Consider the following 12,300-nt stretch of genomic DNA (forward strand, 5'->3'; position numbering starts at 1 on the left):
CGCCACCAAACATTCCATGGATCGTTTGGGTCTTTTGTTGAAATCCCTTTATTCGCCTGTATGTCCATCAAATCTTACGTCCAATCCCACCGCGACCGCTTTATCGGAGAGCTTTTTGAACTCCTCCGCATCCCTTCTGTCAGCGCAGACCCAAAGTTCAGCAAAGATGTCTTTGCGGCTGCGGATTTTGTGAAGAAATCATTGGAAAAGGCCGGCGCCGACAGCGTCGAGCTTTGCCTCACAGATGGATATCCGATTGTCTACGGAGAAAAAATCATCGATCCTACATTGCCGACTGTATTGGTCTATGGACACTATGATGTACAGCCTGCAGATCCATATGAGCTATGGGATTCACCGCCATTTGAACCGGTGGTGAAGACGACGCCGAGGCATCCGGAGGGAGCCATTTTTGCCCGGGGATCCGCGGATGACAAGGGGCAGTTTTACATGCATGTAAAAGCCTTTGAGGCGATGATGGCCGAAGGTACACTGCCTTGCAATGTCAAGTTCATGATCGAAGGTGAGGAGGAAGTAGGCTCGTCCAATTTGGATGGTTTTGTGAAGGCCAACAAGGAAAAACTCAAAGCCGATGTCGTGTTGGTATCGGATACGCACATGATTTCGCTCGAGCATCCTTCCGTCACGGTCGGACTCCGCGGCTTGGCCTATATGCAGGTGGAGGTGACGGGACCCAATCGTGACTTACACTCGGGGACCTATGGTGGTGCCGTTGCCAATCCGGTGAATATTTTGTGCAAAATGATCGCTTCCCTGCACGATGAAAACAACCATATCACCATTCCTGGATTCTATGACAAGGTGGAGGAATATTCCCAAGCCTACCGAAAAGCGCTAAACGACGCGCCGTTTGACTTGGATGCCTACAAAAAGGAATTGGAAATCGCAGACGTGCATGGGGAAAAAGGCTACACGACTGTCGAGCGTATCGGCATCCGACCAACTTTGGACGTAAATGGAATCTGGGGCGGCTACACCGGCGAAGGTGCAAAAACTGTTTTGCCGTCCAAGGCCTTTGCCAAGATTTCCATGCGCCTCGTACCCAACCAAGACTTTCAGAAGATCGCTGTGCTTTTTGAAAACCACTTCAAAGCCATTGCGCCGGCTTCCGTAAAAGTCAAAGTAATCCCCCACCACGGAGGGGCGCCCGCCGTTGTTTCGACAGATACGCCAGGGTACCGCGCGGCCGACTTGGCGATCCAGGAAGCTTTTGGCAAAAAGGCGATCCCGACCCGTGAAGGTGGCTCCATTCCGATCTGCGCGCTATTCCAAAACGAATTGGGCTTGGATTCAATTCTGTTGGGGTTTGGCTTGGATACAGATGCACTCCATTCGCCCAATGAGCATTATGGTATCAAAAATTACCTAATGGGGATAGAGACGATCGCGCTGTTTTTCAAGCATTTCAAGGAACAAGTTAAATGAGGCAGACAAAGGCCCGAAGGCTCAAAGAGGCGGAGAAAGGACCTGTTTTCTAAATTCATTCGTGCATTCGTGGCACATGATCTCCGCTTCTGAACCAAATTAATTGAAATAGCCTTTAACAAAAAGTTACGCTTATATCCCATTATGATGTCAAGGTTTCTTCCACTTTCATTGATCGCCCTCCTTTTGTTTTTTTTCCAAGTCCAGTCATTTGGACAGTTGGTATCTCCGCCCAAGTGGACGATCCAATTGGCCGAAAAGGACCTAAAAGTAGGGCAGGAAGCGGAAATCGTACTGAAAGCCAGCATCCCGATGAATTGGTACATTTACTCCAATGACTTCGATGAGAATGCGGGACCGGTATTGACGACGCTGTCATTGGAAGGATCAAAAGGAATTTCGGTGAAGGAAAAACTCAGCCCCATCAATCCCAAAAAGAAGTTTGACAAGGTATGGGAGGCTGACATCACCTATTTTTCCGGTATCGGGGAATTTCGGCAAAAGATCACCATCACTGAGCCGAATGTAGAGATCAAGGGTGTCGTGGAGTATCAGATGTGCTCCGACGTGACGGGACAATGTATCCTTTACGAGGAGGATTTCACGATCAAGGCAACGGCGGTTTCGGATGAACCTGCCGCCGCAAACGCTACCACGACGCAAGAACCGACGGTTGCGCCCGATTCTGCGACTCAGGAGTCCACCGTAGCCACACAGCCTAACGAGGCAGATTCGGCCAGAAAGGAAGACCGGACCGTAGTAACTTTGGACCCCGAGGAGGGAAAAGGCGGATTGATCGGATTTATGTTTGTGGCGTTCTTGGCGGGTTTGGCAGCTTTGCTTACGCCATGCGTGTTTCCGATGATTCCGATGACGGTGACTTTCTTTACCGGGCGCGCCAAGTCCCGGGCCGTCGGCATCAGAAATGCCTTCATCTATGGGCTGTCCATCATTGCGATCTACACGATAGCCGGCACGGCGGTGGCGGCCATCCAAGGGCCTGAGTTTGCCAACTGGCTCTCGACGCATTGGGTACCGAACGTCTTTTTCTTTTTGGTATTCATCGTGTTTGCGATGGCGTTTTTGGGCATGTTCGAATTGACCTTGCCGAGCGGCTTTGTCAATAAAATCGATGCCAAATCGGACAAAGGCGGCCTGACAGGCGTTTTCTTCATGGCATTTACCTTGGTGTTGGTATCATTTTCCTGCACCGGACCGATTGTGGGTTCGATCCTGATCAAATCCGCCGGCGGGGATTTCATCACCCCGATTGCGGGGATGTTTGCATTCTCCTTGGCCTTTGCAATTCCATTTACCCTGTTTGCGATCTTCCCCGAATGGCTCAATTCCCTGCCCAAGTCCGGCGGTTGGCTGAACTCTGTCAAAGTGGTCCTCGGCTTTTTGGAATTGGCCTTGGCTTTCAAATTCCTCTCCGTCGCCGACCAAGTCTATCATTGGGGCATTTTGGACAGGGACATCTACTTGGCGATCTGGATCGTGATTTTTGGTTTGTTGGGATTTTACCTATTGGGAAAAATCAGGCTGCCGCATGATTCCAAAATGGAGCATATCGGCGTACCGCGGCTGATGTTGGCGATTGTCACGTTTGTGTTTGTCGTGTACATGATCCCCGGACTTTGGGGCGCGCCTTTGAAGGCTTTGAGCGGCTACCTTCCCCCTATGTCTTCCCATGATTTCAATCTGTTGGAAAATAGGGCAACGGGAACGTCTGAATCCAATACCCTTGACGAAGTACCCAAGTATGCGGATTTCCTGCATTTCCCGCACGGAATTCAGGGGTATTTCGACTACAAGCAGGCTTTGGTTGCGGCCAAAAAGCAGGGCAAACCGCTTTTCATTGATTTCACGGGACATGGCTGCGTGAACTGCCGGGAGATGGAAGCGCGCGTTTGGTCGGATCCACAGGTCTTGCAAAGGCTGAAAAATGACTTTGTCATGGTCGCCTTGTACATTGACGAAAGGCACCCATTACCGGAATCAGAGTGGTATACTTCCACCTACGACGGCAAGGTCAAATCGACGATTGGCAAACAGAATGCGGATTTCCAGATTACCCGGTTCAATAACAATGCGCAGCCTTACTATGTCATTTTGGACCACAACGAGGAATTGCTCGTAAAGCCAAAGGCCTATGATACCAATATCCAAAACTTCGTCAATTTCCTCGAGGAGGCGAAAGCGGAGTTTGGGAGGAGGTGAGTTTTTTTGAACGCTGATCAACCTTTTGCCTCCAGTAACCTTGGGCTAATTGACGAAGCTCAGTGAAGGCTTTGATCTTGATTGAATCAAGAATTGCTTTCCCCCAATCCCTTCAGCAGCCACATCTGATTGATGGCCCGGTCGAGGTTTTGGCGCTCGTAGTGGATGGCGTAATAGATGTTGCCGTTGAGGTAGTCGGCCAAAAAGCGGAAGCCCATGATGCAGGTCATCATCTTGCCGCCGAAGGGTAGGGATTCGATTTCCCCCTCCGTCAACAGCCCTTTTCCTCCTTCTAAAAATCCGTCCAAAAGTGCTTGATACTTTTCCCAATCCACTTTGATTTTTTCCCAATTCCTTGAGCTTTCTCCCTCCGTACACGCGACCGTCCGCACCAAGTCCCCGAAATCATACATCGCGTAGCCTGCCATGATCGTGTCGAGATCGATCACTGCGCGGACCTTGTCCATATATTCCGAGAAAATCAGATTGTTGATCTTGGTATCACTGTGGGTGACGCGGAGAGGCAGGATTTTTCTCCAATTTTCGTATTCCTGCACGAGACTTTCCTGTGCAAGATAAAAATCCACGACCTCCCGAAGCTCTTGGTCAAAATGCCGACGGGTGTGATTGATTGCTTCCTGAAGCTGACGAAAACGCAGGCTGAGATCATGGAAAGACGGAATGGATTCCTGAAAATCCTGGGGATTAAGGTCTTTTGCGGCACGGATAAAGATGGCAAAAGCTTCGGCTGCGAGATAGGCTTGCCGTGGATCCTTGACTTCATTGACACACCTTCCTGCCACAAAGGGACTCAGACGAAATATACTGCCTTTGTCTTCCGCGAACAGTGCCCCCGTTTTTGTCGGGATGGGAAGCGGGAGTGTGAAAGGCAAATCCTTCGGGTTGATTCCTTCCAGCAAGATTTCGTGATTGTGCGAAATCCGCTCCGGATATTTAAACACATTCTTGTTGAAAGCCTGCAGGATGTAGGCATCCGCGCCCGATTTCACCAGAAATGTCTGATGGATATGACCGTCACCAAATGGATGAATATCACTTGATGCCACTTTGATGGCGTAATGCGATTCCAAAGCTTCTGTCCAATTCGGGTAGTTCATGTAGCGATTTTCCAAAACACTCCAAAAGTAAGGTATTGTTGGGTTTCAAAAACTGGTAACGTGCCAACATGGTGTTGAAATAATTTTCTTGCGTTCCAGATTCCCAATTTTGGAAATGAATATTTAATGTTTACCTTAGAAAAATTTATTAAAGAAGTTATCCGAACTAAATTGAAAAAATAGATTAACTCTAGCCTCTTTTCCCACGCAAACCCAAAAAACTATGAACATATCTTGGATAGATTGGACAATCATCGGAATATTCTTTCTGGTTTCCATGCTCATTGGCGTTTTTGCCTCGAAGCAAGCCGGCTCTTCTGCCAAGGAATTTTTCCTTTCGGGAAGGAATATGCCCTGGTGGCTACTCGGCGTGTCTATGGTGGCCACTACGTTTTCTGCCGATACACCCAACTTGGTAACAGACATCGTGAGAAAAGGAGGGGTTTCCGGTAACTGGGTTTGGTGGGCATTTTTGCTCACTGGCATGCTCACGGTCTTTGTCTATGCCAAGCTGTGGAGAAGATCCGAGGTGACGACGGATTTGGAGTTTTATGAGCTCAGGTATGGTGGTAAACCCGCAGCGTTTTTGCGTGCATTCCGGGCGCTCTATTTGGGTGTATTCTTCAATGTCGTCATCATGGCAACCGTTTCGTTGGCAGCCATTAAAATCGGCGGGGTTATGCTTGGTCTGAGCCCGATTGAAACGCTTTTGTTGGCATCTGTAGTTACAGTGATTTACAGTTCGCTGGGTGGCTTGAAGGGGGTTTTACTAACAGATTTCTTTCAGTTCTTTATTGCAATGATCGGGTCGATCGGAGCGGCGATCTACATTCTTGATTTGCCTGAGATTGGGTCGCTGAACAATCTGCTCACACATCCAAATGTCTCCGACAAATTGGATTTCTTCCCCGATTTCAATGATTGGAACCTCTTGATTCCCCTGCTGATCATGCCTTTGGCAATCCAATGGTGGGCGACTTGGTATCCGGGCGCAGAGCCGGGCGGGGGTGGCTATATTGCCCAAAGGATGCTTTCTGCAAAGGATGAAAAGAATGCCATTGGAGCGACCCTGTTTTTCAATATCGCGCATTATGCCATGCGCCCCTGGCCGTGGATCATCGTGGCACTCTCGTCGTTGATCATTTTCCCGCAGATATCTGATTTGGGTGCGGCATTTCCGAATATCCCCGCGGACAAGTTGGGCGATGACTTGGCCTATTCTGCGATGCTGACCTTCTTGCCGACCGGCTTGATTGGTATCGTATTGGCATCTTTGATTGCGGCGGTGATGTCCACCCTTTCCACCCATTTGAATTGGGGCTCCTCGTATGTGGTCAATGACTTCTACCTCCGATTTGTCAAGCCAAATGCAACTGATAAGGAGTTGGTGGCCGTAGGTAGAATCTCGACTGTGTTGCTGATGGTGCTGGCCGCGGTATTGGCCTTGGCTTTGTCCAATGCCCTCGAAGCCTTCAATATCTTATTGCAAATTGGTGCAGGTACGGGTTTGATCTTTATACTGCGTTGGTTTTGGTGGAGGATCAATGCCTACACGGAGATTTGGGCGATGTTCATTTCTTTTGCCGTGGCGATCTTTTTTGAAAGTATCAATCCACGCCTAGGCATCATCGATATTCCGGTGGAGCAATCGTACCTCAAGTTGCTGTATGGCGTTGGGATAACGACGATTGGATGGGTATTGGCCACTTTGTTGACCAAGCCTGAGAAGGACGAGATTTTGCTTTCATTTTATAGAAAAGTGCGTCCGGCGGCTTATGGCTGGAAAAAACTCCTCGATCGCTATCCCAAAGAACGGCAGGAACAAGGGCAGCTTCCGATGGAAATTGGTCTGATGCTGGTCGGCACGGTGATGGTATACGCTGCGCTTTTTGCGGTCGGAATTGTTTTATATGGCAATTTTGTCGGCGCGCTGATTGCTGGGGTTGTTTCGCTGGCAGGCGGTTTTATCATCGTCCGCAATTGGGATAGGATGAAGTTGTCGTAACAGGTTTTGAGCAGAGCGATATTTGTCTTTAGCGGTTTGGGCGCTGATGAACGTGTCTTTAGGAAAATTCAGTTTCAGGGTTTTCTGGTGACTCATGTGAAATGGATTCCTCCGCTTCAAAACGAATCGATTGATTCTTATGCCAAACGGATCCTAACCCAAGTCGCCTCTCCGAACCCGATCTTGGTTGGCCTTTCGTTTGGAGGAATCATGGCGATTGAGGTGGCGAAGTTGATAGGGACTGAGAAAGTGATTCTGATATCTTCAGCGAAAAACCGTGACGAAATCCCATTTTACCTTCGCCTGGCAGGTTCTATTCGTTTGCATCGCTTAATTCCTGCAGAGTTTCTCAAATCTTCAAACTTCCTGTCAAATTGGTTTTTTGGTGCGGAAACGCCAGAGGAAAAAGCACTTTTGAAAAATATACTCGAGGATACTGACCCGGCGTTTTTGAAATGGGCGATTGACAAAATCCTTACTTGGAGCCATAGCGGACCTAATCCAATTCAAATCAATCACCTTCATGGTGACCGGGACAGAATTCTGCCAATTCGATTTGTCCAAGGCCCAATTAGTATTAAAGGTGGTGGCCATTTGATGACGCTCGACAAACATGAAGAGATTAATTGGTCGTTGGATATTGTTTTGAAAACAATTTAGTTTCAAGGAAATCATACTTTCTGATATCATACTTTTCAGTACGTTTCAGCGTGTTCAAAAAAAGTAAAGAATCAGATTTATTGTCTAAATTAGTAGATTCCAAAACCAACATAGCAATGAACATCGCGGTGAAGAAGATTGAATTGATTGAATGGCTGGCTAAAATCGAAGATCAGTCATTGTTGGAGCAAATTGATGTCCTGAAAAGGAAGGCGATTGTCGAAGCCTACGAATCTGGGATGACTCCGATGTCCTCTGAAAAATTCAAATCCCTGCTTGACGAAGCAGAATCTGATTACAGCAATGGGAGGGTCACTTCGATGGACGATCTGGAAAAAGAATCTAGAAACTGGTAGCATTTTTTATGCAAATTTTTTGGTCTGATTTAGCCAAGGCCAATCTCAGGGAGATTCGTGCCTTTTACCAAATCGTTGCAAATTCAAAAGTGGCCAAGTCGATTGTTTCCAAAATTATCGATAAGACGCGTTTGCTAAGAGATCAACCTGAAATGGGGCAACTAGAAGATAATCCTCTGGTCGTTGAAAGAAATTTCAGGTATCTGGTAGAGGGAAATTACAAGATTGTGTACAAGGTTTATTTGGAGGACCAGACAATCCTGATTGCGACAATCTTTGATACCAGACAAAACCCAAAAAAGCTCAAGATTTAGGCAGCCATTATTTGGTTGTCAAGCCTTTTTGGCTAGACCTGAGGAAGAGGCAAACGTCCCGAATCGCATTTACACTGGTCTTTAGGCCAGATCCCAAATCCCAAACCTTCCCCCAATCACTTCTTCTTAAACTCCAGCGTGTTAATGAGGTGGATCATGTCTACCTTGATGTACTCGATCACGGGAGCAAGGCTGTCGTTTTTCATGGCGGTATTGAAATAGAGCGCTCCGCGCAAAAAGTGGTCCGTGGAGTCGGTGACGAAAAACTGGAACTGCGTCGGCACCTCTCCGCTGAGTTCGGCCACCACACCGGTGTAACCTTTCGGAGTCAGGAGCACTGATTCCTCGATGCCATAGGCCTTGATTTGGTGCTTGGCAGTCAGGTTGATGGCGTCGGTGACCACGAGCTTGATATCCTTGCCTTTGGTATCTAATGGAAAATAGGTCAGATGTACTTTTCCACCGAGTTGGGTATAGTTGAGGTTGATCCAGGATTTTTGGGCGAGGTTAAAGGAATCAGGCTCTACTTGGGCATTTTTGGAATACTCAAAGGTATACGGAGTTTCCTCCTCCAAGGCCTGGAAACCGCGCTCCGGTAGGTCGATTCGATTGTAACCCCTTGGCTTGGGGAGGTAATCCTGTGAGCAGGAAAAGGAAAAAACAAGCAATAAAACGGCAATGGGGATTCTCTGAAGCATGGCGCCAAAGTTATCAAAATCGTTTGAAATGAGTCATTTAAAGCGGATATTTATAGATAAACCAAACCCTTCACCAATTATGAAAAAAGCTTATGGATTCCTTTTCACCATGGTTTGCCTGGAGGCACTTTTTGTCGTTCCGGGCCAATCATTTGCGCAGACCACAATGGAGGAATTTGTGGTCAAATGGGACAACAGCAAGCAGTTCACACTCGAAGTAGTGGATAAGATGCCGGAGAACCTTTTCGATTACAAGCCTGACGACGGTGGCATGAGCTTCAAGGAACAAGTGACGCACCTATCTGCTGCCATCGTGATGATCAGTTCAAATTTTCTCAAGGGAGGTGATCCAGGATTTGCTGCAGACGCCAAACCTGCCACTAAGGCAGAGTTGAGGGCTTTTGTGGAAAAATGCTATGACTATGGAAAGAAGACAATCTCCAGCCTGAACGATTCAGATAGAGCCGAGAAAGTTGAGATTTTCGGTTCGCAGGCCACACGCAGGCAGGTTATCGCCTTGATTGACGACCACTGTACCCATCACCGCGGCGCTGCCGTAGCCTATATCCGTGCCAATGGCATCGAGCCGCCACGCTACAGAGGGTGGTAGTCAGTTGGCATTTGCATTATTCAGTTGGCAGTGTTTTCATCTGCCAACTGAATAACGCCAATTGGGACTTATTCCCTCACCCATTCGGTTTTTTCGGCAAATGGTTTTCTTTTTCCTGCGGGCCAATTGTCTGTAGAAGGCTTTGCCACATAGAAAAATCCCATCAGCATATCTTCTTCCGCCAATCCAAACCAAGGCTTTGCCTCGGGCCAAAATGTCGGCCCGCCCGTACCCCAATAGGCTGCGAGACCATGTGCTGCCGCAGTTAAGTACATATTTTGGACTGCCATTGCTACGGCTGCGATTTCCTCCATTACAGGCAAGTTGGCCTTCAGGTCACGCTTCATTTTGATTGCGATGATATGGGAAGCCTTCAACGGGTTTTCTTTGAACTTTTCATAGGTAGCTTCGATAAAGTTCCCGTTTTTGGTGGCTCGTTCCTTGTACAGCTCTGCCTGAAAGTCGGCAAATTTTTTCAACCCTTCGCCGGTGAAAACTGTAAAACTCCAAGGTTCGGTCAGCTTGTGCGTTGGTGCCCAAGTCGCGTTTTCGAGGATTTCCTCGATGATGCTGTCGTCTACTGGGTCATTTTCCTTGAATTGGGCGATAAATTGGGACCTGCGTCCACGGATGATTTTGTTAACCTCTGAGATATTGAAATCAGGTCTTTGCATGTGATTGAGTTTTGACGGTTGATCAGGAGAATAAGCAAAAAACCGACGAAAATGGTTTCCTCGATTCAATATATTCTATCCTAGTCTATTCCAAAATCCCAACGATCACGTTACCTTGGTTCAACAAAAGGTGTGACTATGTGTGAGTTATCTCTGAATTTGGTCAGGACCGAGAGAATTTTTCCTTAAGATGAATAAGAAACCCTTTTCGTCCAAAATCGCCGCGCTTAATCCGGAAAAGGATCACCGCGAAATCGCCTTTTTGCTGACCTGTCATTGTTTTCCTTGGGACATGGAACGGGCCTTGGAGTTTGCGCTTTTTCGCACCTTTGCTGTGCCCTCGATTTCCAAGATTTTGGCGGGGACCGGGGAGTTTACAGCGAGACCAAGGAAGCGTTATGATGATACGGAGCTGATTCTCTATGAAATCCTCGAGCATGGCATGGACAGCCTCCGGGGCAAGCGCGCCATTCATCGCATGAACGACATGCACGCGCGGTTCAAGATTTCCAATGGTGATTTTCTATATGTCCTGTCCACTTTCATTTTTGAGCCGATTCGATGGATGGACAAATACGGGTGGAGGCCTTTTACCGACTTGGAAAGGCAGTCGATCTATATCAATTACCGCAGGCTGGGCGAGCGGATGCAGATTCGGGATATACCCAATTCGCTAGAGGAGTTTGAGCAATTCAATAAAGATTATGAAAGTCGGCATTTTGTATTTGCGCAGAGCAACAAGCTAATTGGCGACAAGACGGTGTCCTTGCTTTTGGGTTTTTACCTTCCAAAATTCCTTCATGGCCTCGGGCGTCCGTTTGTCTATGCACTGATGGATGAACCCCTGCGGGCTGCGATGGGCTTCCCAAAACCTGCAGGTATCTTTGGGGCCGTAGTTTCTTCGTTTTTGAAACTCAGGGCTCGGATTCTCCGCTATTTTCCCGAAAGGAAAGAACCGCTGTTGGGAACCAAACGGCGACGCCCAACCTACCCGGAAGGCTATCAAATCGAAGAATTGGGGACATTTGCACCGCTCCCATCGAAAAGGGAGAACTAATGGATAGGTGAGTTTTTTGGTAAAACCGACATAAAAAAGTGTTCAAAATCGGCTTTTTTCAGGCTGAAAATTAATTTTGATAATTGGATTATTTTACTCAAATTCAATCACTTATCACCAGTTAATCACCCCATTTTTCTGGATTCTATGTCGTTTGGTTTCAGTAGGGTCAAGGCACGTTTTGCTTTGGCTTTTCTAATAATTACACACATTTGGTTGGGCAATCCAACCCAATCGTTTGCACAGAAATTTTCAGCGGAGGATTTGGAAATGCAAATCGCCGCCGAGATTGCGGATAGGAATTGGGCTAGGGTGCTGGAATTGGCAAGGACTCAAATCTGGCTGGATGTGGACAAGGCTGCGGGGTATTATTATTCGGCACTTGCCCACATGGAAATTGGAAATCGCAAGATGGCGAAGCCTTTTCTCTCTGAGGCAAAAAGGTTGGACAATGGTGAACTGCAAACTCAAATAGCGGCTTTGGAAGAATCGCTTTGGGACAAAAAGAAAAAGTCGAGCCAAAGTGAGTTTATCCCAATCCGGTCAATGGATAGGTTCTATTACGCCTTGACCTACAGCCCAGATATGCCTTTTGGTTTTCATTTGGGCAGCCTGAATACGCATGGGATTGGGACCTATTTTCTCATTCGTACCAATCAAGCATTCCTGCAAAACAAAGCAGAGTTTACAGTCAACAATTCAGGCACCGTTTATGGAAGTCCCTATGCCAAGACAGAGGCGACTGGCCAGGTAAAGTCTGGAATGGCGGAGCTGGTGATGGGGCTTACTTGGAAGCTTTTTGCACCGGTATGGATGTATGGAGGTGTTGGGCTGAACCATTCCCGAGAATACTGGGAGATGGAGATTCTGGACGAAAACAGTAACAACATCGGCAACGTTTGGGCAAGAAATCAGCAGTCCAACCTCAATCAGCCCACTCTGGAGACAGGTTTGATGGGGGATTTCAAGGGTTTGAATGTCCGTGTGGGTACAAGCCTGACCAGTTTAGAGTTGAATCAAGTAAGGTTTCATTTTGGTCTAGGTTTTTCAGTTAGGAAAAAGTAGATCAAGGGAGTTCGTGGGATTCCCAAGTGTTTTTTGGCACAAAATCAGATTATTTTCAATATATTTTAATTTAACCT

Annotated in this window: 12 protein-coding genes; 9 read left to right on the forward strand and 3 right to left on the reverse strand. The window is 47.4% G+C overall.

The genetic code is table 11. The features are described from left to right. Positions 1–60 precede the first annotated feature (60 nt). Positions 61–1,446, forward strand: a complete 1,386-nt coding sequence (locus L0U89_RS05640) for a dipeptidase (RefSeq protein WP_234860638.1) — start codon at positions 61–63, stop codon at positions 1,444–1,446. Between the two features lie 147 nt (positions 1,447–1,593). Further along, positions 1,594–3,666, forward strand: coding sequence for a protein-disulfide reductase DsbD family protein (locus L0U89_RS05645; protein WP_234860639.1), 2,073 nt, complete (start codon positions 1,594–1,596; stop codon positions 3,664–3,666). 86 nt (positions 3,667–3,752) lie between these two features. Here L0U89_RS05645 and L0U89_RS05650 read toward each other — a convergent pair whose 3' ends face one another. Then, positions 3,753–4,784 carry a phosphotransferase enzyme family protein gene (locus tag L0U89_RS05650; RefSeq protein ID WP_234860640.1) on the reverse strand — a complete coding sequence of 344 codons (1,032 nt, stop codon included), beginning with the start codon at positions 4,782–4,784 and terminating at the stop codon, positions 3,753–3,755. A gap of 223 nt (positions 4,785–5,007) precedes the next feature. Here L0U89_RS05650 and L0U89_RS05655 point away from each other — a divergent pair, with 223 nt between their 5' ends. From L0U89_RS05655 to L0U89_RS05670, 4 genes are all read left to right on the forward strand, one after another. Continuing rightward, positions 5,008–6,789: a sodium:solute symporter family protein gene (locus tag L0U89_RS05655; RefSeq protein WP_234860641.1), complete on the forward strand. Its 1,782-nt coding sequence runs from the start codon at positions 5,008–5,010 to the stop codon at positions 6,787–6,789. 6 nt (positions 6,790–6,795) lie between these two features. Continuing rightward, positions 6,796–7,449, forward strand: a complete 654-nt coding sequence (locus L0U89_RS05660; RefSeq protein WP_234860642.1) for an alpha/beta hydrolase — start codon at positions 6,796–6,798, stop codon at positions 7,447–7,449. A gap of 116 nt (positions 7,450–7,565) precedes the next feature. Continuing rightward, a complete protein-coding gene (locus L0U89_RS05665) occupies positions 7,566–7,805 on the forward strand; it encodes a hypothetical protein (RefSeq protein WP_234860643.1) in 240 nt (79 codons plus the stop codon). Between the two features lie 8 nt (positions 7,806–7,813). Continuing rightward, a complete protein-coding gene (locus L0U89_RS05670) occupies positions 7,814–8,119 on the forward strand; it encodes a type II toxin-antitoxin system RelE/ParE family toxin (RefSeq protein ID WP_234860644.1) in 306 nt (101 codons plus the stop codon). A gap of 116 nt (positions 8,120–8,235) precedes the next feature. Here L0U89_RS05670 and gldD read toward each other — a convergent pair whose 3' ends face one another. Next, positions 8,236–8,817 carry a gliding motility lipoprotein GldD gene (gene gldD, locus L0U89_RS05675; RefSeq protein WP_234860645.1) on the reverse strand — a complete coding sequence of 194 codons (582 nt, stop codon included), beginning with the start codon at positions 8,815–8,817 and terminating at the stop codon, positions 8,236–8,238. A gap of 79 nt (positions 8,818–8,896) precedes the next feature. On the opposite strand from gldD, the gene L0U89_RS05680 reads away from it, so the two are divergent. After that, a complete protein-coding gene (locus L0U89_RS05680) occupies positions 8,897–9,427 on the forward strand; it encodes a DinB family protein (protein ID WP_234860646.1) in 531 nt (176 codons plus the stop codon). A gap of 68 nt (positions 9,428–9,495) precedes the next feature. Here L0U89_RS05680 and L0U89_RS05685 read toward each other — a convergent pair whose 3' ends face one another. After that, positions 9,496–10,101, reverse strand: a complete 606-nt coding sequence (locus L0U89_RS05685; protein ID WP_234860647.1) for a nitroreductase family protein — start codon at positions 10,099–10,101, stop codon at positions 9,496–9,498. 190 nt (positions 10,102–10,291) lie between these two features. Here L0U89_RS05685 and L0U89_RS05690 point away from each other — a divergent pair, with 190 nt between their 5' ends. Next, complete coding sequence (locus tag L0U89_RS05690; protein WP_234860648.1) at positions 10,292–11,158, forward strand: oxygenase MpaB family protein; 867 nt, start codon at positions 10,292–10,294, stop codon at positions 11,156–11,158. Positions 11,159–11,305: 147 nt separating this feature from the next. Next, complete coding sequence (locus L0U89_RS05695; protein WP_234860649.1) at positions 11,306–12,223, forward strand: hypothetical protein; 918 nt, start codon at positions 11,306–11,308, stop codon at positions 12,221–12,223. Positions 12,224–12,300: the final 77 nt, after the last annotated feature.

Origin of the sequence: Mariniradius sediminis, assembly GCF_021491425.1 — a bacterium.
GTDB classification, from domain to species: domain Bacteria; phylum Bacteroidota; class Bacteroidia; order Cytophagales; family Cyclobacteriaceae; genus Mariniradius; species Mariniradius saccharolyticus.